This is a genomic window from Fodinibius sediminis, from assembly GCF_900182555.1.
Taxonomy (GTDB): domain Bacteria; phylum Bacteroidota; class Rhodothermia; order Balneolales; family Balneolaceae; genus Fodinibius; species Fodinibius sediminis.
In genome coordinates this window covers 1-26,706 of the sequence record NZ_FXTH01000015.1, presented here as the reverse complement: position 1 = coordinate 26,706, position 26,706 = coordinate 1, and the positions used below count along the sequence as shown (strand labels likewise).

At 47.6% G+C, this 26,706-nt stretch carries 22 protein-coding genes, 1 tRNA gene and 1 pseudogene; 13 read left to right on the top strand and 11 right to left on the bottom strand.

Features of this window, described 5'->3' with window-relative positions; translation table 11 throughout:
* Positions 1-9: 9 nt before the first annotated feature.
* The 9 genes from FN808_RS15060 to FN808_RS15020 all read right to left on the bottom strand — a co-directional run bounded on the left by FN808_RS15060 (position 10) and on the right by FN808_RS15020 (position 15,145).
* Entirely contained in the window at positions 10-387 is a 378-nt protein-coding gene (locus FN808_RS15060; protein WP_142715440.1) for a hypothetical protein, read from the bottom strand.
* A gap of 184 nt (positions 388-571) precedes the next feature.
* Positions 572-2,254 carry a RagB/SusD family nutrient uptake outer membrane protein gene (locus tag FN808_RS15055; RefSeq protein WP_142715439.1) on the bottom strand — a complete coding sequence of 561 codons (1,683 nt, stop codon included), beginning with the start codon at positions 2,252-2,254 and terminating at the stop codon, positions 572-574.
* 17 nt (positions 2,255-2,271) lie between these two features.
* Positions 2,272-5,268, bottom strand: coding sequence for a SusC/RagA family TonB-linked outer membrane protein (locus FN808_RS15050; protein WP_142715438.1), 2,997 nt, complete (start codon positions 5,266-5,268; stop codon positions 2,272-2,274).
* Positions 5,269-5,563: 295 nt separating this feature from the next.
* Positions 5,564-9,316, bottom strand: coding sequence for a CRTAC1 family protein (locus FN808_RS15045; RefSeq protein WP_142715437.1), 3,753 nt, complete (start codon positions 9,314-9,316; stop codon positions 5,564-5,566).
* 140 nt (positions 9,317-9,456) lie between these two features.
* A complete protein-coding gene (locus FN808_RS15040) occupies positions 9,457-10,449 on the bottom strand; it encodes a LacI family DNA-binding transcriptional regulator (RefSeq protein ID WP_185958437.1) in 993 nt (330 codons plus the stop codon).
* A 296-nt stretch (positions 10,450-10,745) separates the two neighbouring features.
* Complete coding sequence (locus FN808_RS15035; RefSeq protein WP_221930072.1) at positions 10,746-12,170, bottom strand: Gfo/Idh/MocA family oxidoreductase; 1,425 nt, start codon at positions 12,168-12,170, stop codon at positions 10,746-10,748.
* 467 nt (positions 12,171-12,637) lie between these two features.
* On the bottom strand, positions 12,638-13,441 hold the full coding sequence (locus FN808_RS15030) for a class I SAM-dependent methyltransferase (protein WP_142715435.1): 804 nt from the start codon (positions 13,439-13,441) through the stop codon (positions 12,638-12,640).
* An 84-nt stretch (positions 13,442-13,525) separates the two neighbouring features.
* A complete protein-coding gene (locus FN808_RS15025; RefSeq protein ID WP_142715434.1) occupies positions 13,526-14,197 on the bottom strand; it encodes an FAD-binding oxidoreductase in 672 nt (223 codons plus the stop codon).
* Positions 14,198-14,290: 93 nt separating this feature from the next.
* Positions 14,291-15,145 (bottom strand): dienelactone hydrolase family protein, encoded by an 855-nt coding sequence (locus FN808_RS15020; RefSeq protein WP_142715433.1) that lies wholly within the window; start codon positions 15,143-15,145, stop codon positions 14,291-14,293.
* Between the two features lie 141 nt (positions 15,146-15,286).
* Here FN808_RS15020 and FN808_RS15015 point away from each other — a divergent pair, with 141 nt between their 5' ends.
* Positions 15,287-16,312 carry a hypothetical protein gene (locus tag FN808_RS15015; protein ID WP_142715432.1) on the top strand — a complete coding sequence of 342 codons (1,026 nt, stop codon included), beginning with the start codon at positions 15,287-15,289 and terminating at the stop codon, positions 16,310-16,312.
* A gap of 30 nt (positions 16,313-16,342) precedes the next feature.
* Here FN808_RS15015 and FN808_RS15010 read toward each other — a convergent pair whose 3' ends face one another.
* Entirely contained in the window at positions 16,343-17,476 is a 1,134-nt protein-coding gene (locus FN808_RS15010; protein ID WP_142715494.1) for a PQQ-dependent sugar dehydrogenase, read from the bottom strand.
* A 295-nt stretch (positions 17,477-17,771) separates the two neighbouring features.
* Between FN808_RS15010 and FN808_RS15005 the strand changes: the two genes are divergently transcribed.
* From FN808_RS15005 to FN808_RS14995, 3 genes are all read left to right on the top strand, one after another.
* Positions 17,772-17,845, top strand: a tRNA-Arg gene (locus tag FN808_RS15005).
* A gap of 188 nt (positions 17,846-18,033) precedes the next feature.
* Positions 18,034-19,200 (top strand): tyrosine-type recombinase/integrase, encoded by a 1,167-nt coding sequence (locus tag FN808_RS15000; protein WP_142715431.1) that lies wholly within the window; start codon positions 18,034-18,036, stop codon positions 19,198-19,200.
* A gap of 95 nt (positions 19,201-19,295) precedes the next feature.
* On the top strand, positions 19,296-19,577 hold the full coding sequence (locus FN808_RS14995; protein ID WP_142715430.1) for a hypothetical protein: 282 nt from the start codon (positions 19,296-19,298) through the stop codon (positions 19,575-19,577).
* 14 nt (positions 19,578-19,591) lie between these two features.
* On the opposite strand, the gene FN808_RS14990 is transcribed toward FN808_RS14995, so the two are convergent.
* The gene (locus FN808_RS14990) at positions 19,592-20,002 is read right to left on the bottom strand and encodes a helix-turn-helix domain-containing protein (RefSeq protein ID WP_142715429.1); all 411 of its coding nucleotides are present in this window, start codon (positions 20,000-20,002) and stop codon (positions 19,592-19,594) included.
* Between the two features lie 195 nt (positions 20,003-20,197).
* Here FN808_RS14990 and FN808_RS14985 point away from each other — a divergent pair, with 195 nt between their 5' ends.
* The 9 genes and pseudogenes from FN808_RS14985 (at position 20,198) to FN808_RS19265 (ending at position 26,590) form a co-directional block, all read left to right on the top strand.
* The gene (locus tag FN808_RS14985; RefSeq protein ID WP_142715428.1) at positions 20,198-20,497 is read left to right on the top strand and encodes a hypothetical protein; all 300 of its coding nucleotides are present in this window, start codon (positions 20,198-20,200) and stop codon (positions 20,495-20,497) included.
* Between the two features lie 8 nt (positions 20,498-20,505).
* A complete protein-coding gene (locus FN808_RS14980; RefSeq protein WP_142715427.1) occupies positions 20,506-20,763 on the top strand; it encodes a hypothetical protein in 258 nt (85 codons plus the stop codon).
* Entirely contained in the window at positions 20,714-22,852 is a 2,139-nt protein-coding gene (locus FN808_RS14975) for a hypothetical protein (protein ID WP_142715426.1), read from the top strand. The genes FN808_RS14980 and FN808_RS14975 overlap by 50 nt, the downstream gene beginning before the upstream one ends.
* 273 nt (positions 22,853-23,125) lie before the next feature.
* On the top strand, positions 23,126-23,413 hold the full coding sequence (locus FN808_RS14970) for a hypothetical protein (RefSeq protein WP_142715425.1): 288 nt from the start codon (positions 23,126-23,128) through the stop codon (positions 23,411-23,413).
* A 9-nt stretch (positions 23,414-23,422) separates the two neighbouring features.
* The gene (locus FN808_RS14965) at positions 23,423-23,953 is read left to right on the top strand and encodes a hypothetical protein (RefSeq protein ID WP_142715424.1); all 531 of its coding nucleotides are present in this window, start codon (positions 23,423-23,425) and stop codon (positions 23,951-23,953) included.
* 121 nt (positions 23,954-24,074) lie between these two features.
* Entirely contained in the window at positions 24,075-24,314 is a 240-nt protein-coding gene (locus tag FN808_RS14960) for a multiubiquitin domain-containing protein (protein ID WP_142715423.1), read from the top strand.
* Positions 24,314-24,733 carry an E2/UBC family protein gene (locus FN808_RS14955; protein WP_142715422.1) on the top strand — a complete coding sequence of 140 codons (420 nt, stop codon included), beginning with the start codon at positions 24,314-24,316 and terminating at the stop codon, positions 24,731-24,733. Before FN808_RS14960 ends, FN808_RS14955 begins: the two co-directional genes overlap by 1 nt.
* The gene (locus FN808_RS14950; RefSeq protein WP_142715421.1) at positions 24,730-26,190 is read left to right on the top strand and encodes a ThiF family adenylyltransferase; all 1,461 of its coding nucleotides are present in this window, start codon (positions 24,730-24,732) and stop codon (positions 26,188-26,190) included. The genes FN808_RS14955 and FN808_RS14950 overlap by 4 nt, the downstream gene beginning before the upstream one ends.
* Positions 26,183-26,590, top strand: a pseudogene (locus FN808_RS19265) (ubiquitination-like system serine protease family protein). The gene FN808_RS14950 and the pseudogene FN808_RS19265 overlap by 8 nt, the downstream one beginning before the upstream one ends.
* Positions 26,591-26,706 lie beyond the last annotated feature (116 nt).

The window sequence follows — 26,706 nt, the reverse complement described above, 5'->3', positions numbered from 1 at the left end:
AATAAGCCGCTAGTCCTCCGGGTTTTGCTGCTGTTGCTGCATCTGTTTCATCTGTTCCTGCATATCGCTGTTGTCTACCATCTTCACCTGGTTTTTCAGCGAAGTTGACAGCTCCTCCACATCATCTTCTGACAGCACTTCGTCCAGGCTTTCAACTCCGACTTTCTGGAGCAGGTTATAAATCATGCGGTTAAACAACATCTGCTGTGCTGCGGAACTGAGCTGCATCAGCTGCTGCTGTGGAACTTGTGCCCCGGACAGCTTCACCTTGTTCATGACCGGTTCAAGCAGTGCTTCGATCTTCTTGGACATCTGCTTTTCCAGCTCTTTGGCGTCTTTATTCTCCTTGCTTGTTACCTCGTTGCCAGAGGGATCAACTAACTTCATCTTTTTTATTCTTTATTTAGAATTACTTCTGTTTAATTAACAGAGGCTGAAAGGATATCGTTTATATTGCGAAACGGCAAATATTTCACCCATTAAGACACACTTCTTACATTTACCCTCCAAATAAAAAAGCTGGCAAGCCACGGGGGACTTGCCAGCAGGCATGGATAGGATCATCAGCTTCTTAATACCCCGGATTCTGCGGAAAGGCCTCACTTCCTCCTTCCGTACGGTCAATCTGTGCCTGGGGAATCGGTCTGAACCGGTGATACTCCTGCAGGTTGCCCAGCGGGGGCACTACATCCGGATTGTGTGCTTTTGCCCGTTCCAAAAGCTTGTTGGTTCGTACCAAATCGAACCAGCGGAAGCCCTCGCCGAGTAACTCCCGTCCCCGTTCATCCAGTATGAAGTCTATCCCCTCGCTTGCCAGTGCCGGGGCCGTGCGGGCCGTAACGGTAGCCTCTTCGCCCGGCCACGCCCCCCGTTCCCGGACTACATTCAGGTGATTGACCGCATTCACGGAAGAGGCGCCGTCCATATAAAAGTAGGCTTCGGCGGCTATCAGATGGGTTTCTGCAAGGCGAAAGGCGAGCCAGTCGCGCGAGCCGGCCGTTACATTCACCCCGGCCCGGTTGGGATCCATATGTTTCCACAGTGGCGGGAAATTAATGGAATTATACTCCTCGGGCGTAATAACCTGCATATCCTTTTGCTGTTGCTGCTCCAGCGGCATATTATAGCCGGGGAACCAGATGGCCGTATCCCCCTCGGCAAGATCTTTTTCAACCCCGTCTATCTCATACACCCCGGGGTCGATAACACGGAACGCATCCTTGAAGGATTTTTTATAGCGCGAGTCCACATCGCGGTCATCCAGGTTGAACATCTCCTGGGTGGTAAACTTAGTGGGACGGAAACGACGGAACGGGCGACCGAATTCCACCGTTCGAAACAGCCCCGGCTCCTGGTCATAAGGAAAATTGAAATAGAGGTGCGAGGAGTTGCCATTCTTGCCATCAGCCGACTCGTTGGCAAGTGGGTTTTCAGAAAACTGTACGGCCCAGATAACTTCGGCATTCCGTTCGTTGCCTACGGCATGAACATCGGCAAAATCCTCGAGCAGACGAAAATTGTACTCATTAATTACCGTTTCCGCCAGACCGGCTGCCTGCTGATAATCATCAGAACCGGCGGCCTCCGAAGTGGCTCTTGTGAGGTAAACGCGGGCCAAAAGATGTTCTGAAGCCGGCTTGGTGGCCCTGCCGTACTGTTCCGCCTCCACCGGCAGATTGGCAATGGCGGACTCCAGATCCGAAATAATCTGGTCGTATACCTGGCCAACAGGAGCACGCGAAGCCTCAAGCTCTACGCCCTCGGTTTCTTCGGTAGTGAGGTGAACGGGGCCAAACAGCTGAACCAGTATAAAATAATAGTGCGCGCGCAGGAAACGAGCTTCGGCCGAGCGTCGTGTCAATTCATCCTCACTTACACCATCTACGCCTGCCTCGGCACGTGCAACCACGGTATTAGCAATATTGATACCCTCATACATATTCTGCCATATCCATTCGCTTATGTAATCAAAAGCGTCCAGTTCGTTGCTGTAGCGGTTCATATACTTGAAATCGCCGTCGGCTCCCTCCCGGTAGGTATCGGTTCCAAAAACCGTTGCCGTCAGTCCCTGCTCTGTACCGTAAAAGCTACGGAGCGGATAATAAGCGGCATTCACCGCCTCATTGAAGCCATCAGGCGTATTATAGCGCGTATCGCTTACCTCGGTATGCACCTCCTCCTCAAGCAGATCGGAGCACGACACCAACAATCCAGCTATCAGTACTGAAGTGATAATTGTTAAATACTTGTACATAATATTATCCGGTTGTGTTAAAATGTTAAATTGATTCCAAAATTCATCTGCCAGCGCGCCGGGGTGCCCGTACCCGGATTTTCCGGGTCGATCCCTCCGTGCTTTCGGACATAAGGAGAGGAAATAAACGGCTGATCCGCACTGGCGTATATCCGGAGCGACTGTGCTCCCAGCACATTCTGCACGATATCGAAGGGGAGGTTGTACCCCAGCTGAACGTTGCGGACTTTGATAAAGCTGCCATCATACAGCAGGCGAGCATCGTTGTATACCGGATACTCCCTGTTGATAGTGGGACGCGGATGCCGGTTGACCGGATTATCAGGCGTCCAGTAATTTATATCATGCTCGTTATAACGGCCGACCAGGGCTGTGCTGTGAATTCCGCTAAAGATGGTATTTCCAAAGCTCGCATACAGGAATACCGACAGGTCGATGCCCTTGTAACTGAACCTGTTGGTCATTCCACCTGTAAATTTAGGCATCTCCTGGCCCACGATGGTACGGTCCGCCGCGTTGATCTGGCCATCCCCATTGACATCCCGGACCCGGATTTCACCCGGAATTTGATTGTATTCAGCAGCTACGCTTTCTTCATCCGTTTGCCAGACGCCGACCTGGTCGTATTCGTAAAAGACATTAATCGGCTCACCAATAAACCATTCGTTACCGACATCGTCTTCCCCGCCTCCATAAAGTTCAACAATCTCCTCCTTGTTGGAAGAAAAATTTAGGTCGGTTGTCCACTGAAAGCCGTCACCGCTTCCCGACTGGATATTAACCGTGGAAAGTCCCACTTCAATACCCGTATTGCGTGTAGAGCCCACATTCTCCAGAATACTTCCGTATCCGCTGGTAGGGGGCAGCTGCCGCTCCAGCAGCAAATCCTTGGTGTCCTGCCGGTAAACATCCACGCTTCCGGTAATGCGAGAATCAAGGATACCGAACTCCAGACCAATATTGGTTGTGGCTGTCGTTTCCCACTTCAGGTCCGGATTGGCAATCTGGGAAGGCTGGTAGCCGTAGGCCAGATCATCACCATAGTTATAGGTGGTACGTCCCAGCAATGCCAGGGTTTGATAGGGGGAGATTCCCGTCTGCCCGGTTTCACCCCAGCTGATCCGCAGCCGCAGATCGCTGAACAAGCCTTCCCTGCTGAAAAAAGTTTCGTTGGCAATATTCCAGGAAAACGCCACCGAAGGAAAGACCCCGTACTTGTGGTTGTCCCCGAAACGGGAGGAACCATCCACCCGTCCGGTAGCCGTCAGCAGGTAACGGTCATCATAGTTGTAATTGGCCCGGAGCATGGTGGACAGCAGGTTCCACTTCTCGAAACTTGTATCCGTACCCAGAATATCCTGGGCGGCTCCGAAATTGTAATGCTCCATCGACTGGATGGGAATGCCCCTCACCTCCATGCTTGATAATTCGACCTGCTGCTCCTGGATACTGAACAGTCCCGTCAGGGCAAGGGTATGCTTGTCAGCAAACGCCTGTTCATATTCCACAATATTCTCCCAGGTATATTCAAAAATGAAATCCTCGGATTTCTGCGCAGCGGAAGGCCCCATGAACTGGGAGCGGGAGCGTGACGCCTGGAAATCACTGTCCCGTTCATAACGGATGTCCGGCGCAAAATTCATCCGGAAGCTGAGATTGTCGGTAAAGCTGTATTCCGCAAACACATTACTCAGGATGCGCTGTCGTTTCTCCTCATCCACATACGTGTCCGGCAGTACCTCGATAAGGGGGTTCGAGCGCTGCCCGTCATTGATCGGCTGAAACACCAGGTTGCCGTTTTCGTCAAAAGGGGAACCCAGCGGACTGTTGTTTAACGCCTCACTGTAGAAATTCCTATCGCCTCCGTCCTGGATACTGTAACTTCCCAGCGTCGTTGTTCCTATGGTGAGATTATCGGTAACCTTCATATCCAGGTTAATCTGGATATTATACCGGCTGAATTTCTCCGGCTCGAGAATCCCCTGCTCCTGAAGCCCCCCGAAGGATACATGGAATTTTGTATTCTCATTCCCCCCGGAAATGCCCAGATTATGATTATGCCGAATTCCGGTCTGAAGGATCATATCCTGATAGTCCACCCATTCCCCGTTGTTCAGCTTTTCCAGCTCCCCCGGTTCAAAAAACTGCGAGTCATCGGTATATGCTCCGGCCGCCCGGTGCGCTTCACGGTTAAGCTCGGCATACTCCTCACCGTTCATCCGATCCACTCTGTCCAGGGCTTTCGAAAATCCTATGGATCCGTTGTAGGTCACTGACAGATCACCGTCGTAACCGCGGTTCGTCGTCACAATCACAACGCCATTCGACCCCCGGGCCCCGTAAATTGCTGTTGCAGAAGCATCTTTCAATACCTCAATTGACTGGATGCTTGACGGATTGATATCCCTGAGCCCACCTGATATGGGGACCCCGTCCACGACATAGAGCGGCTCATTGCTCGCATTGATCGAGCGATTGCCCCGGATACGAACATTGGCTCCCGAACCGGGTTTTGTTCCGCTCTGCGTTACCACTACACCCGCAGTCCGTCCCTGCAGACCCTGATCCACAGACGAAATAGACAATTCATTCAGTTCATCCGCAGAAACTGATGACACCGAACCGGTGACATCCTCCTTTTCCTGTGTTCCGTAACCCACCACCACCAGCTCCTCACCAATTTCCACGCGCTGGCTCAGTGCAATATCCATCGTCAGGCTTTGACCTTCGGAAATATTAAAGGTGGTCTCATATTCTTCGTATCCCACATAGGAAGCGACCAGGGTGTAGGTGCCCGGCTCGATATCGGTTATCTCATATTGGCCTTCGGCATTCGTGGCCGCTCCTGTCTGCAGTTCTGATATATAAATATTGGCTCCGGGTATCGGCTCCCCTGTTGCATCGTCCGTGACGGTACCATTCACCTGCTGTGCATGGGCCGGCATGGCAGCACAGAGCACAATCCCCCCCAGATATATTAATGTTAAAAAAGTAGTTTGAATCAACTTTCCCATTGTAGTATCACCTAAGTTAATGTTACGGTTATCCCCAGACTATCATCAGACACAACGCTAATGTAACCGGTTAAGTAGACGGGTTAAAAAAAAGAGATCCTTCTTATTCTTGTTGGTTTATTCCCTTACTTTATTATTGTTATGAGTCTAACCCGGTTTTCTAATTAAAAAAACTTAATATAAGTTGCAAATACTTGTGAAAAATAATTCGAAACTATTTGTCTTTTTTTCTATCAATAACCATTATTTTATTCCACTCACAAACAAGCATTGAATCATAATATCAATATTAATATCAATGCCCTTCTGCTGAGGGATGGAAGATCCGGTATTCTTTTTTTCCCTTCTCGACCTTTAAGACTTGATGGTGCCCGTCGGGCCAGCGGATCGATATTTTATCGACCGTTCCTTCATCCCCCAACACCTGGGTCGCACTGTTCTGCGACCAGTAACCGCTTCCCGCCTGAACTTCACGCAACGGCCCTTTTCGGCCATCCTGGTACACCAGGCGCACAGCAGAACCAATCCCGCTGCTGTTTTCCGGGGGCCCTGCCAGCGTGATGCGATACCCGCGGCTGTCTGCCTGGTTGACAAAGAGTCTGGTGCCGGCATTATTCTGAGACACGGCCAAATCTATTTTACCGTCCCCGTTGAAATCACTGAAGGCCGCTCCCCGCTGCTCTCCATATATTTTTATTCCAGACTCGCTTCCCGGCACGGCCGTAAAACCTCCCTTCCCGTCTCCCTTGAGCCATATGCCTCTTCCGGCATCCTGTCGGGGCACCTGCCGGGGCACGGCAAAAAAATTCTGGCTCAAAAACAGATCTTCATTCCCGTCATTATCCATATCAGCCACACCCGCATGGAAAGCCGCACTAAACTGCGACACACCGGGCAGGGGGCGGGGGGCAAATCCATCCCCGGTATTCACAAAAACCTGGTGCTGCAGGGTGTTGACTTCCTTGTAGGATATGACAGACAAGCGGTTCCCGAACAGTTCTGCCATCGTCGAATTTGCAAATTGCTCATGGCTGTGCATCCGGTTGGCAACAGCCGGCACCGCCCCATAATGGAACAGCCGCCTGCGCGGCACATAGTCGCCTCCGGCAGTGCCATGCGTTTCAATAATATCTATCCATGTATCCCGATTAAAATCATCATGGTACATGCGCAGGGGCAGGTTCCCTTCCATCTGGTAGGGGCTATTCTGCCCCCAGTTGGTTGCAACAAGATCAGGCCTTCCGTCATTGTTAAAATCACCACTGGCAATCCCGTTCCACCAACCCTTGATACCCGATAGACCAAGTTTCTCCGACGCCGCGCTGAAGGCTCCGCCATTATTTTCCAGGATCAGAATAGAATCCCAGGCCCGGCTCAGAACCAGGTCAGGGTCTCCATCCTGATCATAATCAGTAAATACCGCCCCTGTAATCAGCCCCGCACGACGAACGGCACGGCTGTTCCTCTTATCCGGGACAAACGAACCGGCTTCGTTAACCAGCAGGCGCGAGGGGGCGTCCATCGGGTAGTGCCCGGGGATAAAGCCACCCCCCACAAAAAGGTCCAGGTCTCCATCCCCGTCATAGTCGGATGCAGCCAGGGGTCCTGTGGTTGAAATATTATGGGGCAGTGAGTCAATGAATGTATTATTGCGACCATCCATCCGGTACTGGTAGGCCGAAGGCGCCTGAAGATTTCCCTGCTCGTAATTGGCATTGCCGATCATAAGATTGGTATGACCGTTCTGTGTCCAACCGATAATGCCTGTTTGATCACCCGGGGCTTCCCGATCGAGCAAGGGCAGATCCCACGGCTGAAAGGAGCCATCCCCGCCGTTTTCATAGATGGCTGTCGTTCCTCCCTTCCCGGTGCCGATCACCAGATCATCATCCCCGTCGCGGTCGAGATCCACCCAGGAGATGCCCGGACCGAGCCGACCGAGGCCCAGGGGGAGCAGGGGCTGCAGCTGAAAATCATCGAAAGCATTTTCCCGGTGGGAATGGTCGATCCGGCCGGATACCTCTTTGAACAGGGGGCTCTGATTTTCCGGCTCTCCTGTCTCCTTAACGTCCACAGTTGATTCCACATTTCCCGCTTCATCAATCTCGTAGATACGGTTGGCAGAAATACTGTCTATTCTCGTTCGTCCGCCACCCGGCCAGGAGACGATCAACTGGTGGTTCGCATTATCCGGGTTGGCGGCAAAAGTGACCAGCGGATCGGAGCCCGAAAGATAATCACCCCCTGCCACTACCTCCTGCTGCTGACGCGTGGGTCCTCCCCGCAACTCAATCTTCGCGCCAATCGCCTGCGTATTGGGTGCTTTTCCATTGAGCCGAACGGCTATACGGGGAGCACTGCTTTGATTCAGGTAAATGCCAGCCTCATCATTCATGCGGTTGGTGGCCAGGTCCAGCGAGCCATCGTTATTCAGATCAGCTACTGCCATCCCGTGCGAGATATCCTTCTCGGTAAAGCCGAGCGCTGTGCCATCCTCCTTAAAGGTTAAGTCTCCGCTGTTCATAAAGACCCGGTTGCGCAGTTCCAGCGATGGCGCCCCCTGCATAAATTCAGTAAAGTGCTCATCCATATTTCTACCCTTGCGCATCATATTTATCTGTGCATCCATATCCAGGATATGATAGAGGTAGCCGTTGTTGACAATAAGATCTTCGTAGCCATCCAGGTCAATATCCATAAACGTAGCATCCCATGACCAGCCGGTAGCTTCCACGCCGCTCAAATAAGCTATTTCGGCGTACGTATGATCGTTACGCCCGAGGTACAGGGAGTTCCGGTTGTAGGTAGGCCGGGTTCCCGTTTCCCTGTACCGCTCAGGATGCGGATCATCCGACCCCACCTGCTGAAGTCGCTGGCTATGCTCGGAGCTCAGCATTTCCGCGGTAAATATATCGAGCAGTCCATCCCTGTTGATATCCGAGAAATCGACTCCCATACAGGCAAAACTAAGGTTTCGGATGGCCCATTTGTTGATCCGCCTGAACGTACCCTCTCCCTGGTTAATCCATACCCGGTCTTTGGTAAAAAAATCATTGCAAACATACAGGTCCGGAAGCCTGTCGCCGTTCAGGTCCTGGAAACGGGCCGTCAGACCCCAATCCGGCTGTAGTCCAAGGGGATTGCCCTGTTCATCCCGAAATACCTCCCGGCTATCGGATACCTTTTCAAACCGCCCGCCCTTATTAAGATACAACTCGTCCACCGCCCCCGTTTCTGCCAGACCGGCCAGGCGATTATCTTCTGTCATGAAAATTTGATAATGTTTGTCAAACGGAGGTACCAGAGTATAAGGGCCTGTCTGCTGCTGTTCGGTATAGGGTTCATTCAGGATCTTATTCCAATCCAGCTCTTCGGTGGAATACCTATCTTTGACCGACTTTTCCTTGTACTTCGCCACATAAAGATCCAGGTCCCGGTCCCCGTCGATATCTGCGAGGGTCATCGTAGTACTGCCTCTGCCGGGACCCAGTCCGCTGTTTTTACGAAGCTTGAAATTCCCCTTCCCGTCATTGATATACAGCGTATTATCCTTATAGACGGAGGTCACCAGGAGGTCGAGATGACCGTCGCTGTTAACATCTGCAAATACCGCCCCGGTTGAGTAATACTCCTCATGGGCGACCCCCGCCTTTTCGGTAATATCCCTGAATTCCATCCCTCCCATATTTTTGTACAGCCGGTTGGGCGTTTTTAAACCGGCAAAATAAAGATCTACCAGCCCATCACCGTCCACATCGCCGGCGGCAACCCCGGATCCATTCAGATAATGACGATTATCGGCCAGTTCCTCCCGCCCCATTCGGTTATTGAAGGATATTCCCGTGGCTGAACTGGTTAGCCGTTCAAACCCATAGTCGGCCGGAGAGCCCTCGGGAAGCGCAGCCCAGCGAACATACTTTTCCTCATGCCAGCTCAGCTCCGGTGACGAAGTACAGCCCACAATCGCCGCTAACAGCAGGAAGTAGGTGAGGCGAGAGAACATGACAGGCGAAGCATGATGCACCTTTTGACTGTTTGAAGTCTTCATCTTTTTAATTAATCATGCTGATGTTCATCCAATGAATACACGAAGCGAGGCCCTCCATCCACATGATTACAGAAAAGCCTTGTCTGCGGATGTTGGATTCCCTATTCATATCATTTATTTGTTGCTGTTGTCCTGTTGCCCTAATTGTCAAGGATATCAGCTTCCAGGGAGATGAGCTGCGGCACAACCTCTTCATCCGACTCTATCTCTGAAACCAGCTGCTCAAACGCGCGGTACCCCAGCTCAAAGGTCGACTGATCGATACAGGTAAAGGGGTTCGCCAGGTACTGGTTGAACTCACTGCTTCCGAATGACAGAATAGCGATTTCCGAGGGATCAATCTCATGGTCTTTCATATACTGGAGCACCCCCAGCCCGACAGGATAGGTTACGCAGAATACGGCATCCGGCTTCCCGTACTGCTCCATAAGCTGCGCAAATCCCCTGTATCCGTCTTCTTCACTGAATCCCGCTTCAACAATACCTGCCTGGTTGACCTTCCGTCCTGCTTCCTCCAGCGCATCCTGGTACCCGAGGCGCCGATCTTTGCCAATTTCAATGCTCATAAAGCCCGAGAGATGGCCAATTTTCTCATATCCGCGCTCTATCATATGGCGAACCCCCCTCTTTGCCCCTTCCCGGTCGTTCACCTTCAGGTAAGTATAACTGGAACCGCTAAATCCCCGGTCAAAAAACACCAGGTTGGCATCCATTCTTTTGACAAGGTCGAACTGATCCACCGATTTCGTTTTCTCGGAAACCGAGATCAGCAGTCCCTCCACCCGCATATCGAGCATGGATTCTATATGTTTTCTCTCAAGTTTGTCGTCCTCCATCGAGACCCCGAGAATAACCTCATAATCGCTCTTCAGGGCCGCCTGGTAAATACCTTCTATAACAGAAGAAAAAAAGGAATGAGCAATCTTCGGGACAATGACACCGACGATCTGTGTTTTATTGGAAGTCAGGGACCGGGCTACAAGATTGGGGCGATACCCCATCTCTTCAGCCATTTTCTTCACTCTTCTCTTGGTTTCATCTGATATATCAGAATGATCTCTTAGAGCCTTGGATACACTCACTTTCGTCAGATCCAACCGCTCAGCGATGTCCTTCAGCCGTACATTTTTCATTAATCTTCCTTTAAAGATTAAAAATAACCAGAAGTGCTGATCTCCGTTTTTTACGGTTTTCCCTGCTGCTTGCTTTGAACTTTCGAAATACAGCCACGCACTTGTTTTATCCAAAGTTAAGATATACTCCACAAAAGAGCTAAACAGCCCACTTCTCCCGGCAGAGTGCAGCCGAGTGATGTCCTGAAATATAAAGACCCTCCCTTCCCCAGATGACCGGCCGAACGTCGGCCGGAGGGAACCACCTGGCATGGCTCCCCTTTCACAGCAGGAAAAGGAGGTTCCTGTCTATACATTTATGTCCCCCGGCTCGGATGCGGCTTAATGGAGGTTAAATCCTCAATACGCACCGGCTCGCCCGATTCGATGCTTTTCCGGGCGGCGATACCAATCAGTATGGACATGGCTCCGTCTCGTTTTCCAGCCGAGTGCTCGAGTGGATCCTCCATATCGGGATTGCGGAATATCTGGTCCTGCAGCCGTACATCACCACCGCCATGACCACCGCTTTCCTGGAAGACCTTGATCTGCTCGTGTTGGCTGCTGAAGTTGTCCATCACCATAATTTCTTCATAGTTTGTAGCCTCTTCCATCTCATCCTGCGACATCTCCTGGCTGTGCAGCTCCGCCTGGTTTACTTTTTCCTGTTCCCTCCAGGGGATGCCATGCCAGGCATCGATTCGCCCGTCAAAACCGTTGAAGGCGATTTCCATCCCTTCATATGGCGAATAGGTGGTCAGCGAATAGGTCACCTGCACATCATTGGCATACTGAATCTGTACCGACATCTTATCATAGGTATCAATCTCATGCCTCCAGAGACAGTTGTCCCTGATATAGCCGTCGTGCTGCTCGTTATCCACATACAGATCCATATAGGTGTCGTTCTGGGTGATATCCCAGTAAAAACGGCACTTGTCCTGATGGGGACATGTACGGCACTTGTTCCCCCTGAATGGGTGATTGGAACCATAATGCTCGAGCGAAGCCTCGGCATATACCTCAACCGGATCGGAGTCCAGCCACCAGTTCAGCAGGTCGAAATGGTGGGTGGCCTTGTGAACAAGCAGCGATCCGCTGCTTGAGATTTCTCCGTGCCAGCGCCGGAAATAGGACGCCCCGTGATATACATTCAGGTACCAGTGGAAATCTACCGAAGTTACCTTACCCACCCGGCGATTGACCAGTAATTCTTTTAGCTTGGTGTGATGCGGGCTGTAGCGGTAGTTGAAACCGACAATCAGTTCGGCATCCGACTGCTCCTCCGCATCCAGGATAGCCTGGCACTTGCGCTCGTCGGTGGTCATCGGCTTCTCGGTCAGTACATCGACGCCACGCTCAAGACCACCAATAATGAACATGTGGTGGGTGGCGTCTACCGTTGTCACAATCAGCATATCCGGCTCCACCGTATCCATCATTTCATCGAAATCAGTAAAGGTCGGGCAATCGGCGCCGATATACTCCTTGCCATATTCAAGACGGCCGGGATTGATATCACACAGCCCGACAAACTCTATAATATCACCATAGCGCTCGCGCACCGTATTCCCCCAGAATGTGATTCCCCGAATACCCGTACCAACCAGCGCGACTCTTCTTTTCGCCGCCTGTTTGGGAGCGCCCGCAAAAGCGCCCATCGGTTTGGCCAGCATACCGCCTGCCAGGGCACCTGTTGCGTTCTTCAAGAAGTCCTTCCGTGTTATATTTTTACGTGTCATATCTTTCCCTTATTTAAGTTTTATTTAGTTTAAAGTTTCCACCCATACCGCGCTTGTCTTCCGAACGCTGCCCTGGGTTGTTCAACACTGAAATACTATTTCAAGAACTCCTGCCTCTGCCATTAATCCAGGACGACGCCCACGACCGACAGCTGTATACTGCAGTATAGCAGCCCATCCCTCAGGCGGCTTTCCCTTTATTCAATATGCCCGGCACACAACAATGCTGCATTATCACATCCCGACAGTCCCCTTATCATCTGTACAGCAGGCAGTTATAAAAGATATTCTGTCAACCTATTTAACCGGTTACTTTATATATAACATGAAATATTTAATTTTTCAATAAAATGCTTTTTTATCCACTTGAATTTTCCCCGTAGTACCGGAGTCGGGCCCCGATGCTGGAAGAAGCGCACGCTTCCCTCGTGCACCGACAGAAACGCCAATAAGCAGGCAGGCATTTTTCACAGTCTGGCCAAATTCAATCGATACCCCCTGGTGCCCTCTTTGAAATCGGGCGGATAAAAGTGACGGAACCGGTGGTCCGAATGTTCCAAATCTATCGTCTTGATAATTTCTATATCCCGCACCCATTCCCTAATCAGTTCCGGGTGTTCAATAGACCACTGCAGCCGGGCACTGCAGTACCGGAGTGCATCATCATGGTCCTGTAAATCATGCAGGAAAGCCGGGGTAGCGCTGTCGAACAGGTAATAGCTACCGGCAAAATTTATATGCAGGTTTCTGAAGAGCGCCTGTACCTTCCGTTCCGGGAAATAGATGACCGATGCCTCAGAAATAAATAAAAAAGGGCCGGCTTGTTCTTTCTTCAGCTGCCGTATCCAGTCTTCCTCAAAGGCAGAGCAGGGCAGAAAAGTCCGTCGGTCCGACTCATTAAAAAACGCCCTCCATACCTCATACACCTCCGGCACATCAAGGTCATACCATTGCAGACGACCGTTGTCCAGCCGTTCAAAGCGGGAATTGAGCCCGCACCCCAGTTCCACAATGGTTGTCTGCGGATGCCGGTCCAGCACCTCCCGGACCATACTATCGATGATGGCTGTTCGTATCGTCGTTCGCTGCATGCTTCGACGGGAGCCCGGGTCACGGAATTTCTCAAAATCGTAGTTTAGTGACTGGAAAATCTCCAGTGATTTGGGATCACTCAGAATACCATCCCCTTTCCGGGTTTCCAGCGCTCTTCCCATCAGCGGGATCAGCAATGTTTCGGTTATGCCTGTAAGCTGCCTTATGTTAACTGCCATCAATCATATCTAATACATTCCTGTGAATCTGCCGAAGCAGGCTATTGCTTCAACCGGTTTTAAAAAAGGAACGGCCTCTGGATACTACTCCTCAAAAACGAGGGCATCCGGATCGGCTCCAAGCTCCTTCAGATAACCCAGCATCGCCTCGTTAAACGGCATGGGACCACATACATAAAAAGGCTGATCGAAGTCCGAAATATGCTCTTCCAGGAACGCCTTGTCAATAAAGCCATCCTGGTACACATGACCATCGGCGGGCTCGTCGGTGAGCACGCTGGTGAAATTCCTGCCCAGCATGGCTTCAAACTCCTCCTGGAGAATGACATCCTCTTCGGTCTTGTTTGAAAAGATAAGACGGTTGCCCTCCAGCTGCTCTTCGCGGGCCAGGCGCCGCAAAATGGCAATAAAAGGCGTCACGCCGGCGCCGCCGGCTAAAAAGATCCCGGGTCCCTTGTACTGGATGGTTCCCCACGGTTCCCGGATAATCAACTGATCGCCGACATGAAGGGAATCCAGCTCATTGGTTACGCCCTCATGGTCATCATATATCTTGATGGTAAACTCCAGATCGGGCTCCCCATTCAGGCTTGTAAAGGTAAATGGGCGTTTTTCATCTCTCCACCCGGGTTTGTCGATCGATACCTCCGTAGCCTGGCCGGGAACAAATTCAAATTCATCGGGTTTGTCCACCTTGAACTCCTTGACATCGTGGGTGACTTGGCGAATATTGCGAATACTTACCGTATGACTCATAGTCCTCTTGTTTATTCATTACTTATGATTTCTATACAATGCATTTCATCACTTCTTCATTCATCCCAACCATAAAAACCTAATGGCTGGCCATTACGGTTCCTGCTTCAGGGTACGGGCCAGGAAAGCAACTGTCTTTTGCCAGGCATCTTCGGCCGCCTCTTTATTGTAGCGCGTGCCGGAGGGGTTGGCGAAGGCATGATCGGCCCCCTCGTAAATATGGATACTATTCGTGACGCCTGCTTCATTAAGTGCCGACTCAAATCTTTTGACCTGCTCCGGGGGAATGCCACTGTCCTCCGCACCGAAAATACCCAGCACCGGCATCTGGAGCTTTGCAAGCCGTTCCGCGTCCGTAATCAGGCGCCCATAATAGATCACGGCGGCATCAACCTGCTCGGGCAGGGCCAGTGCGGTTTGCAACGACCATCCGCCACCGAAACACCAGCCGATGGTTCCTATGTTTTGCGCGCGCTGTTCTTCGGCAAGGTACGCATAGGCCTGGCGGAGGTTGTCAAGCGCCTGCTGCTGCTCCACCGACCGGGCATAAGTGCCGGCACTGTCGGGAGCGTCTGCAACTTTCCCGTTGTAGAGGTCCACAGCCAGCGCCGTATATCCCTCCCCGGCCAGCCTGTCCGTCATCATGCGAATATTATCATTCAGCCCCCACCACTCGTGGATCACAATCAGCGCGGGTCCGTCTTCTTCCGTATCTTCCGGCCTGGCCAGATAGCCGGTGATCTCCCTGCCGTCAACGGTAGCATAGGACACTTCTTCACCAGCGATGTTCGACATCCCATCCGCTTGCGTGGAGGCGTTGGCCACAGGCTTATCCCCTTTGTGTTCTTTATCCATGCGGTCAATAAATTCATCACTCTCCCCGGCGTTGCAACTCATCATCACCAGTGCCAACCCGAGGCACCACCAGAGCTTTTTTGCCTTTTCCATAATCCCTCTCCTCTTTTGATTGCGGTTAATGCATCAATGTAAAAATAATGAGACCAAAGTTGTACCGGTACTTTGAGCTATTTTTGCCCGCCTTTACGTATATCTAAATAGCAATCTATCATCAACAAAACAGGACGGGATATGGATCTGGACTTTAAAAAAGCCGAACAGGCCTTGGATAACTTATCTTTTTCAGAACGGCTGAAATCGATTGGCAACCTGGTCAAACACACCTTTACCATCATCGGGAAAGACGAGGATATCATTAAGCCGTGGATACGCATGCTGATCTACAACCTCATCATGGTGAGCGGTCTTTTTTATGCTTGGCTGGGCTGGTGGTACGACCTTCCACTAGAAGGATGGAGCCTTTTCCTGGCCATCGCCCTTTTCTTCTACAAATATTTCTACTATAACAAGCAGGAGGTTCGGCTGAGTCATATCGTCTACGAAACCATTATCGGCAACGACCCCTCTTTTACCTCGGCCGTAGCGGCCTGCAAACCCATCCAGTCGCAGACCCGGAAAATTGCATGGATCGATATCGGGATGGCCTTTGTAGGCAAAGCCAAACAACAGTCCGGCGGGGGATTCCTGATGACCCTCATCCGTTTTTTTATCAACGGCGTTGAAGAGGTGTGGGACCTGATCAACCACTACCTGCTACCTTCGGTTGCCGTCGACCACCTGGATATTACACCGGCTGTCAAGAAAATGAAAAAACTGAAAGACCAGGTTCCCGAATCACTGGTGGGAGTTTTCGGCATCGACTTTCTGGGCAGCGTGACCCGCAAGATTGTGCTTCCCATCTATTTTGGACTCGGCATCGTATCCATCGCCCTGGGCATTTACCTCGCCGGCTCCCTGCCCTCCACGGTTATACAGGGCGCTGAGGTCCCGACAGACTACTGGTTTGAAACTCTTCAGTTCAGTTGGATTCCCGTCATCATCGCCCTGTGGATGGGCAAGCTGTTCAGCAGTGTTATCGAGCGTACTGTAACCGGCATCAAGGTAATTTACTTTACCATTTTCTATACCAAAATAACGCACCCGGATCGTATCATGGATTCGCTACAAGAAGAGCTGGTCGATTACCTCAAGCTTGAAGAAGTGGATGAAGTGGAAAATTTGGATGAGCAGGGGGTGGAAGCTCCCTCCCCTGCCTGATCCAATAGGTTATCGTACAAAGCGAATGACTTATTGTTCAGCTATGATCCGCTTGATACCGTTACCCTCGGTGGCAACATACAGGTAGCCGTCGGGCCCCTGCTCAATATTGCGCACCCGGCCGATCTCTTCAAAGAGAATTTCTTCCTCCGTGATGCCCCCATCTTCCACCGTGCACAGCACCAGGTAGCTGAATTTCAGTGATCCCACCAGCAAGTCGCCCTGCCAGTCGGGGTACCTTTCACTGGTGACAAACGTCATCCCCGACGGCGCAATAGAAGGATCCCAATACCATTCGGGCTGCTCCATCCCAGCCTTGGCCGTATCATCGGTAAAAGAAGTTCCGTTATAATTGATGCCAAAACTTATTTCGGGCCAGCCATAATTATTTCCCGGCTTGATAATATTTACCTCGTCACCGCCCCGGGGACCGTGCTCATTCTCCCATAGCTCTCCAGTTTCAGGATGCAAAGCCATCCCCTGCGGGTTTCGTACCCCGTAAGCAAAAATGGCATCCTTTCCCTCTTTGCCTACAAAGGGATTATCCTGGGGAATGCTCCCATCGTCATTAAGGCGATAGATTTTACCGGCATCACGTGTTATATCCTGCGGGTTTACATCCCGGGCACCACGATCACCGATCCCAAAAAAGACGTGTCCATTATTATCAAAGACAATCCGACTGCCGAAGTGCTGACCCCGCTCAGTATTAGGCTCCGCCTTATACAATATTTCCTGATTTACCAGTGAAGTTCTATCCTCATTGAGCTTGGCACGCATCAGTGCGGTATTGGCCCCGGGCTCACTTCCCTCGGGACTGGAGTACGTCAGGTAAATCCAGCCATTTTGCTCATAATTGGGATGGGCTTTAACATCAAGCAGACCGCCCTGACCATTGGACCAAACCTCGGGCACGCCCGCAACGGGCTCTTCGGCCAAACTTCCATCACTGTACAACCATAAATCACCGCTTCGAGCTGTAACTAACATATCTCCATCCGGCAACCAATCCAATCCCCACGGCACATCAATTTCGGTGATGATGGTCTCCATGGTATACTCCTGACCAGCATCCGCACTTTCTGCTTCTTTATCAGGTTCTGTGTTTGCATTACAGGCTGTAATCAAAACTACAGCTAATAACATCGACAAATATTTATACATAATGACCTCGTAATCGCTAATATTTTCATTCAAACCGACATATTATTGAATTAACAAATAACGCGAATCGTTCGATAATTACCAATATACAGCGTAAAAAGATATAAACCGTCTTCATTATTTCTTTGCAAGGGCATTCAAGGGGCAATTCAAAAACAAAGAATTGAAGGTTGTAATTTGTCTTGCAAAGCGGGATATTTAGAATCCTTTTTTACAGGACCTGCAGTTACAATTCATCCAAACACTTTTACGGATGACTAACACCAAGGCAGGTTACTTTTGACAAATTTTGTATGCGCCCGTAGCTCAACTGGATAGAGCGTCTGACTTCGGATCAGAAGGCTGAGGGTTCGAATCCTTCCGGGCGTACTCCTCTAAAACACTTCAAAAACCCCGCTTATTTAACGATAGGCGGGGTTTTTTGTTGGTATATACCATATCTACCCCTATCACTTTTCGGGAAACCTTTTCCCAAATAGCCCCTATTTTCCTTGTTCGGTACTACATATGGTACTACATTACTGGTGTACACCTAAACAAATCCGAACCAATTTATCATGGCAAGTTTAACCAAGAGAAACGGGTACTACTCGATAGTTTTTAAATCCACCTTAAATGGTAAGTCTTATAAAAAGACCTATGCCCTCGGTACGAAATACAAAAAGATAGCCGAGCAAAAGAAGCTTGAATACGAGAAGCTTTATGATGCCGGTCAAATAAATCCATTTGATGACAATTGGAATCTGCAGGATTATGAAAAAGAGCAAGAGCTCGAAGGAACTTCTCTAACCAGTCCAATAATCAATACCCTTCAGAAGCAATTCTTGAGGGAGAAAACTAACGTTACTGAGAAAACGAGAAGAACATATAAATACATCATTCGGCAATTCATGGATCAGGTTGGCCATAGTATGCCAGTCACAATGATTGATGCCAATGATATCAGATCTTTTTGCCTACGACCTAAATTGGCAAACGCTTCAAAAAGGAACTACCTAAAACACTTAAAAGCTTTCTTTAACTGGATCGTCGAAAAGGAAGTGTTAGAAGTCAATCCTTGTGACAAGGTCGGCTTGCCTAAGACCAGAGATAATCTTGTTGACAAAATCATTGATGAAGAAGAGCTCAACGAAATTTTTAAAAAGTTCAAGGCATATCAGAAGAAACACCAAAAGTCTGGCGCGATCTCTACCTATGAGCAAAAACAACATTGGTTTATCCCGCTTATTACCTTAGCCTTTTACACCGGACTTCGCAGAAAAGAGATTATTCAACTTCGATGGGAGCATGTAAATCTGAAGAATCGATTTCTCAGAGTTACCGACACAAAAAATGGTTATGAACGTACGGTTCCCATTTTTGATAAGCTGTATAAGGAATTAAGTAAGTGGCACAAATTTAATGGGAAACCTAAAAAGGGACTTGTTTTCCCCAGCCCCCGATCCATACCCAATGGTGAACTTGCTATGATGGGTGATAATGTATCAAAACGCTTCAAGTATTACGCAACCGAAGAAGCCAAGCTAAAAGACTCTATCCATTTTCACGGTCTCCGGCACTCTTGTGCTACCTTTCTATTACGCAACGGATTTAATGTAATAGAAGTGAAGAATATGTTGGGACACAAAAGCTTGGAGGTAACCAACAAATATGTCCACCTGGTTGCTAATGATTTGCTCAATACCGCCAGTAGAAATGGGCTTATAAAAAGTCAGGTTGGTTAGAGGTTTTTGTTAAAAAATGTTGATTTAAAAAGTGCATTTTGTTCGGAAATGTCATTTCTTTTTGCGGCAAAAATAAACGCATCAAAGGAATGTTCATGACAGCACAAGACCCCAAGGATTCTCTTCTCCAAACTATAGCTACCCTGGAAGCCAAGCTCGATTTTGTTTTAGACTCCATCATGGTACAACCCGACAAATCGAAATATATGACGGCACAAGAGATTCAGGCCGAGTTTGGCATTTCGCATCGCACGATTTTAAACCGGAGCAATTTCCTTCCGGGTCATAAAAAACATATTCCTAGTTTTCAGGCAGGGGCTCGTCGAAAATACTTTGAGCGGCGTGTGATCGAACGGATGTTTAAACAGAATGGCTAAACTGGCAGTCGCTCCTACAGTGCTCTTTTAAGCAAGTCCAACAGTGCTGACATAACATCCGGATCCAGTTTTAGCTCCGGATGTTCTTCCAACTGCTGATCGATCTCTGACACCAATCCTTTGATCTCCACCATTCTATTCTCAAGCAGCTGCTTTTGCTTCAGCTCGGTTTTAAGTTCCTCCTCATTGCCGATCACAAAATGGGCCCCTTCTCCAGTCAACAGCCAATTTATATTAATACCTGCCTCCGCAAAATGACGTAACGTGGAGCTATTCACTTCACTTTTCGTGCCATTCTTCAGCTCAGATATGACGGAGCGATTCGCTCCCGTTTGGCGTTGCATTTCTGAAACGTTCCCATCATAGTATTCATCCAGCAGATATTGAATATTTTCCTGGAGGATATCCTGTTCAATTTCTTCCACTTTTTTGTCCTTACTTAAGTGATTGTTTTAGCCGTACTTGCATTCTCTCTTCATAGCATAATGTTGTAATCGCGACATATTTATATTGTTTCGTTGTTTTCGCGTCACTAAATTAGGCCCTGCGGTAACGGTAATGTTTACCGATAACGCGCTTATAATACTGCTAACCAACATTATTAAAAAGAGAATTTTTCAGTGTACTCAGCTATAACTAAATATGATATAAACCGGCTACGGCTAAGCATCATCAAAGGCCAGATAATCGATCAATACGACACCATTGATGAGTTTCGGAGGGCCGTATACCCTCAGATAAAGCTTAACACTTTTCGGCAGTGGTTCAAAAAACCATACTACATTTCAGACCAGCGCTTGTGTAACATGGAGCAGGCATTAGGGATTTCAGAGCAGACGCTCACCTCTCGGCTTACCGATGAGTTCGATCTTTCTATTGACGCTCTTCGCAAGGCCAAAGGCATTCAATTATCTACCTGACAAATACCATGGCTACTATACGCACCCGCTATACCCTTGGGGATACCATTGAATTTCTTAACGGCGATGGTATCCATTGCAAAGAAACTGTCCGTCTCATCGAAACACAGATCGTCGAAGGCTACGATCTGTGGGTGATCCATGGGTATGGAAATGATCTCTACAAGCTCAGCTATGTGAGCGAACACAAAATTTTAATATCTCAACAACAACTACATGAGCAGCAGCAACACCCGGGAAGGCTCTCTGAAGCTCCTATCATCTAACACTCGAAACAGCCCAGATGACTCTGAACCATCTGCTCTTTCTGATACGCAAAAAGAACCGTTTGAATATATCGACAGCTCCGATCCACTGGATTTTGGATGGTACCGTAATGAAACCGATGGCACCAGCCGCCGAATCGGTACCTTCGACATTGAAATCCACTCCAAGATTATCCGCTACAATCCCGAGACCCTTAAATGGGATTCTACGCTTTACGAATGCCAGGTGAGCTGGCTTACCCCAGAGTCGAGGACCCTGACTCAAAGCGAGCTCTTCGTACTGGAACCGGAGGACCTGTTGTCCAAGAAGGCATTCCAGATTCAGATCTTTAAGCATTCCTACCAGTCGGCCCGGTTCAAATCCGATGATGAAATCCTCTTCTTTATGAGCTTCTTGTGTAACCGGTGGCAGCCCCAGACGGTGTATGAGTTCAATTATTACGGATTTATCGAGCATCACGGCTACAAGTTTTACCTAACCCGAAATGCACTTATCAACATCCCCAATGATCACCTGAGGGAACCCCAGTATATCATCGCCCCAAATCCGGATTCCGGGCTGTTCCCGATGGTAGCTGCCGACACCACCTTTTACGTGAAGCCTGGCCGGATTGAACCGGCGCCACTATTAGATTTGCTCCCAGCCAAGGATGGATTTCATACCGACGACGAACATCAGCTTTTTACCGGTAATGAGCTCCGGTATTTTACTGACACAGTCCGTGATAAATTCGGAGAACTAATTGCTGGGCAACAACCTGAGAAGAAGGCCGAGGGCTATCTTATTTTCTCCTATATGCTCTCCTTTCTGTTTTTCGACGAGACCTACGATGTGTTTAAACATGTAGTTTTTCTATACCTGTATGGAGAACCCTCCACGGGTAAAGGACAATTGTCTCAAATTATGCTCAATTTCTTTGGGCAATCGTTTACAGATGTAGATTCCAATCCTACGCTTAAGTCCGCAGAAAACAAACTGGCCAACCACAGTAAGATTCCCGTGATCATGGACGAGTTTGTCCCCGGCAAAGGCAAGATCACGCCACAGGTATTTAACATGTGGTACGAGTTGCGACAACGTGGGGTTAGTGCCTCCCATGATCGATCTAAAAACGCCTGGAGCCCCGTACGATCGCAGCTCATGTTCATCTCAAACTACAAACCGACCGAAGACCACTTCCGGTCGCGATGTATCATGATTGAATATGCCAAAGAAAAACGGGGTTCAGTTCACAACCTGTGGTGGTTTGATAATCATAAAAAGGAAATGCAGCAGCTCTTTCTGTCTTTGCTCTACAAGTTTAATGACTTCAATCGAAAGCTATTCAAAAATGAGCTGCTTTGGATCAAACGCCTGCTGACCGAAGCCGTGGAGGAAGAGTTAGAACGGAGAAGTGACCAGGAAGGGGTTCGGTTCCAGATTAAAGACCGTCAAATTGAAAATATGGCGGCCCTTATTACGGTGGATCTATTTGTTTGTCGGCCCAGTGATGTGGAATTCGCGGAATTTGTTCAACAATCCTTGGAGGAGGATAACAAACATACAGTAAGCCCCGAAGATCGGCAGGAGATGCAACAACTGCTCCGTGAGAATCGCACATCCACAGAAATATTCCGCTACGGAGTAACTTTTTTAGCTAATTCAGCTGAAAAGGAAGTCCACCAAACACCTCTGCAACAGTTTTTGGCCAGTATTGAGATCATGAATGATAACGGGGAACTGCCGAAACGCTACTATGGATGGAACAGCAAAGATGGACTCGTCATGTATTGGAGCGGTATCTGGGACGCTTACACCAATTACAATAAAGGACGCGAGTATATCAGTCAGGATATTGTCCGTGAAGAAATAGAAGCCTTAGACCTGCACGGAAAGGCAAAAACCAATTATTACAGCTATGAAGATCCCGTAAAAGGAACTGTCCAAGAAAACCGACACGGGTATCACTTGCCCAGAAAAAACTTAACACCCTCCTGGCTTCGGGCCTTTGGCAAACGAGAAGAAGCGGTGATCATGATGAAACAACAATCCAAACAAAAGGATGAACACATTGTAATGAATGGTTCAAAAATTGAACCTCCATTTTAGGAGTTTTTTTGGGAAATATGAGATTATCCAAGAATTATAAAAAAGCATCTTATTTTCTTAGATCCTCATTTCTACCACAAAACAACCCCCTGTAAGTATATAATAAATAATAAGTTAGTTAATAATAATATATCTAAGAAATCACCTAAGAAGCGCCTAAGAACTCTAAGATTGGCCTAAGACATCTAAGATGAATCTTTGGCGATTTCTTAGGCGGTTAACTATCAGTTTTTACTACACTTAACTATGGCGTCTAAGAAAATAAGAAAGGTTATGTCTAATTTCGAAAATCCTGAAAACCAGCTCTCTCCAGTCCCAAACAACCCCTCCCAAAACGAGGATTTCATGACGATTGGAGAAGCGATCAGTTATATGTGTGAGCAGCTCGGCCGTATTTCCCGCACCTCTTTCTATCGATGCGGATATCGCGAGCTGTTGACGGTCCGAAGCTATGGTCGAAACATCCAAAATGGTCGAAAAGCTATTAAGCTTTGCAAAAAGTCGGAAGTGGATAACATAATTAGGCTAATTAGGGATAATCCGCAGGAGGAAAACCTATAGATGGTATATATGAAAGCAACTGCCGATACCAGTAATCCATCTACTTTGTTGCACAATTTCACTGATCATCTCAATGAAATCAACCGCCAGTATCATGACTACAATAAACTGTATCTATGTTTAGATAAAACAGGTCAGTTAATACAAATCAGCTATACTAATAATGAGCTAGTAGAGGTACCTCTCACTGGTTGGATCAATATGGAACAAGTTGGGACGTACCTCCAAAATTACCAGCGTATGTTCTGCATGGACCCCAACCGGCTAGATTGTTTCTTTGATATGAATAAAGCTACGGCCATTGTGCCTATCAGCTGGCTTCGGCTGACAAGAAAGCGCCAGAAGGGCATTGTCAATGGGTTTATCTACATGAGACAAGCGTATCAGGGGATAATGCCTAGGCGAAAGCCTATTTCTATTAGACCAAGTGAAGAAGAAAAAGGTCTTTTTGATATCATAGATGGAAATTCGACCTATTTTGTGGCGAAGCAGATTGGGATTAAATCCTTGCCGGTAAATTGTTCAGCTTCTCTTTATTAACAATTTCTAATCAAGTGGGGTGACAGGATGTTGTCACATTGCCCTTTAGGTTTAATGCACAGATAGTTTTTCGAGAGGGAACTATCTCTGAGCGATTAAATCTAATTAAAACAGATGTATTATGTCTAAAGACAAGTTCCAGTTTAAAATTGAAAATGAGCCCCATAAATGGGATAAGCAATATATCACGGGAAAAGAAGTACGGGAAATACCACCAGGCATTCCTGACAATATGGATTTATTTCTGAAAAGACGCGGCGAACCTGGTGAATTAATAGAAGATGACGACAAGATAGATTTGGATGATCCCGGAATTGAGAAGTTTTACTCACAAGTTGCAGATTCAACCCCTGGTTCGTGATGGCATTGTTATTGGATGAAGACTATGAAATTCTTGAGAGTTCAGGATTAGAATATGAGGAAGAAGAGTCCAAGAGGTATTTAATTCTCAAAAACTTCCCCTTAAAAGATGGATTATATGTCCATGACGGGGACCCGCTGACTGAGGTGGAGGTTTTAGTAGAAATCCCACCTAACTATAATACCCAGGGTAACAACATGTTTTGGACACATCCTGTTTTAAAGAGAGCAGATGGCAAGGCCATTCCTAGAGCTTCTGATGTAAATGGCACTGATCCACGTCATTATGATGGTAAAGAATATTGTCGATGGTCAAGGCATTGGAATAAACCCAAATCCTGGAAACCAAAAGAAGATAATATTCAAAAAATTATTGATCGAATTACTTGGGCTTTAACCAAACCAGATACTAATCAATGAACAACCCAAGAATAACCTTACTAGGTTCGCAGGAAGAAGATCTTAAAGATTGGTTAACTGGACATCCCCATGGACATGAGCGGGGTGCAATTATTTTATTCCGACGGTTTTCAAGACCTATTAAGGATCTTCCAAAGTCAGATAGGTTCGTTGCTGTTGATATAATAAAGATGACCGAGGAGTGGATAATTGAGAGCTCAAAAACGCATATGAAGATAAATATGCGTCAATTTCCAGAAATATATTACCGTTGTGAAAATGAAAACCTGGAATTAGGTTTCGTCCACAATCATCCAGATGGATTTGTAGATTTTTCTTCGAGAGATGACACTAACGAGAAAAATATTCTTTATGGTTTGTCTGGTTGCAATGGGGAAGGCTCTTATTTGGTATCATTGGTACTGGTTGATAGGCAATGGATTGGAAGAGTCAGACATGGCCAACAACCAAGCCAGGCTAAAAAGGTAAGGCATATAGGTATCCTTTCAGACAAGGTAGATCTTCAAGGAATTAAAACGCCGAATCAAACATCTAAAAATCTTAAACGTCAAGAAGCAGCATTTGGCAAGCCATTTAACGCAAAACTTCAATCACTCCGAGTTGCAGTGGTAGGCTTAGGTGGAACGGGCTCACCAGTTGCAACCCTATTAGCAAGAACAGGGATTGGCGAACTAATACTTATTGATGGTGATGAGCTAGATAAAACTAATATGAATCGAGTCAGGGGCTATGTTAATAAGGACATATCCTCAAATAAAGCTGAGGCATTATCTTCATTTATTGAAGATTTAGGTTTAGAGGTAACTGTGAAAGCAATACCGGAATACTTAGGTGAAACAGGAAAAGCTATAGATGCTTTATCCAGTGCTGATATCATATTTGGGTGCACAGATAGTGTTCAAAGCAGAGATTATCTAAATCAAGCGATGTATTATTATGGTCAAGTATATATAGACTCTGGGATGTCTGGGAATGTAGAAGATGACTCTAACGGAATTCCTCGTTTAAGAACTCAGAAAGGTCGAGTCAGTTGTATATTACCTGAGTCGGGAGCGTGTTTAAGATGCCAAAATGTAGTAAATAATCAGAAGCTTTATAGAGAACAGAAGTTAAAGGAAAATCCAGAGCTAAGAGAGTTAGATTCCGAGACCTTAGCAAAAGATTACTATATCTTTGGAAGTGACGTACAATCGCCGGGCATAGGTCCTTTTACGAGTGCAACCGCAAATAATGCTGTTGCAACATTAATGAATTTGATAAGTCAATTTAGAAAATTACCTTCGGATTTAAGGCAAGACAACATCTGGATTGATTTTGTACATATGGATATTCATAGTAATAAGCCCAGGATAGATTCTGAGTGCATCTATTGTCAAGAAGGCACTATACTACTTAAAGATGAAGGGAAAAATCGGCTGGAAACTCCACAATTAGGCAAAGTCCCGAGTAATGTTTAATTGGCTTAAAAAAAAGCTTATCGGTTTCATCAAAAGGGTTTTACCATTTCTTTTTGATGACGAAAGCACAAGGAATGTTTACTATCAAACAATAAAATTTGTTGAGTCAACTCCCCAAAAAAGTTCGGTCAATACTGAAGAGTTTATAGTTGTAAAATATAAAGACAAACTGTATTGGGCTCTTTTTGAATGCCCTTGTGGCTGTCATGAGGTCATTACTTTGCCGCTAAAAAAAGAACAAAATCCCAATTGAACTTTTAATACTTCTAAAAATAGCAGGCCGACCCTTCATCCTTCAGTATGGAGGAATAAAGGATGCCAGAGTCATTTTTGGGTAAAAGATGGAGTAGTTAAGTGGTGCCAAAATACTGGCCAACATCCATCAGTCGTAAATCAATGATTCTGATTCATCTTAAAATTTGGGTGTGTAAACTAAACTCTGTCCGGTTTGTTTATTTTTCAGGGTTACGGGTTAAGTCCAGTGGCAGCCGATCTCCAAATCGAATGGCTAGCTGC

Bases quoted from the DNA above. Each gene is read 5' to 3' on its own strand.
- FN808_RS15060 (WP_142715440.1), bottom strand. From the start codon at position 387: ATGAAGTTAGTTGATCCCTCTGGCAACGAGGTAACAAGCAAGGAGAAT.
- FN808_RS15055 (WP_142715439.1), bottom strand. From the start codon at position 2,254: ATGTACAAGTATTTAACAATTATCACTTCAGTACTGATAGCTGGATTG.
- FN808_RS15050 (WP_142715438.1), bottom strand. From the start codon at position 5,268: ATGGGAAAGTTGATTCAAACTACTTTTTTAACATTAATATATCTGGGG.
- FN808_RS15045 (WP_142715437.1), bottom strand. From the start codon at position 9,316: ATGAAGACTTCAAACAGTCAAAAGGTGCATCATGCTTCGCCTGTCATG.
- FN808_RS15040 (WP_185958437.1), bottom strand. From the start codon at position 10,449: ATGAAAAATGTACGGCTGAAGGACATCGCTGAGCGGTTGGATCTGACG.
- FN808_RS15035 (WP_221930072.1), bottom strand. From the start codon at position 12,170: ATGACACGTAAAAATATAACACGGAAGGACTTCTTGAAGAACGCAACA.
- FN808_RS15030 (WP_142715435.1), bottom strand. From the start codon at position 13,441: ATGGCAGTTAACATAAGGCAGCTTACAGGCATAACCGAAACATTGCTG.
- FN808_RS15025 (WP_142715434.1), bottom strand. From the start codon at position 14,197: ATGAGTCATACGGTAAGTATTCGCAATATTCGCCAAGTCACCCACGAT.
- FN808_RS15020 (WP_142715433.1), bottom strand. From the start codon at position 15,145: ATGGAAAAGGCAAAAAAGCTCTGGTGGTGCCTCGGGTTGGCACTGGTG.
- FN808_RS15015 (WP_142715432.1), top strand. From the start codon at position 15,287: ATGGATCTGGACTTTAAAAAAGCCGAACAGGCCTTGGATAACTTATCT.
- FN808_RS15010 (WP_142715494.1), bottom strand. From the start codon at position 17,476: ATGTATAAATATTTGTCGATGTTATTAGCTGTAGTTTTGATTACAGCC.
- FN808_RS15000 (WP_142715431.1), top strand. From the start codon at position 18,034: ATGGCAAGTTTAACCAAGAGAAACGGGTACTACTCGATAGTTTTTAAA.
- FN808_RS14995 (WP_142715430.1), top strand. From the start codon at position 19,296: ATGACAGCACAAGACCCCAAGGATTCTCTTCTCCAAACTATAGCTACC.
- FN808_RS14980 (WP_142715427.1), top strand. From the start codon at position 20,506: ATGGCTACTATACGCACCCGCTATACCCTTGGGGATACCATTGAATTT.
- FN808_RS14975 (WP_142715426.1), top strand. From the start codon at position 20,714: ATGAGCAGCAGCAACACCCGGGAAGGCTCTCTGAAGCTCCTATCATCT.
- FN808_RS14970 (WP_142715425.1), top strand. From the start codon at position 23,126: ATGTCTAATTTCGAAAATCCTGAAAACCAGCTCTCTCCAGTCCCAAAC.
- FN808_RS14965 (WP_142715424.1), top strand. From the start codon at position 23,423: ATGAAAGCAACTGCCGATACCAGTAATCCATCTACTTTGTTGCACAAT.
- FN808_RS14960 (WP_142715423.1), top strand. From the start codon at position 24,075: ATGTCTAAAGACAAGTTCCAGTTTAAAATTGAAAATGAGCCCCATAAA.
- FN808_RS14955 (WP_142715422.1), top strand. From the start codon at position 24,314: ATGGCATTGTTATTGGATGAAGACTATGAAATTCTTGAGAGTTCAGGA.
- FN808_RS14950 (WP_142715421.1), top strand. From the start codon at position 24,730: ATGAACAACCCAAGAATAACCTTACTAGGTTCGCAGGAAGAAGATCTT.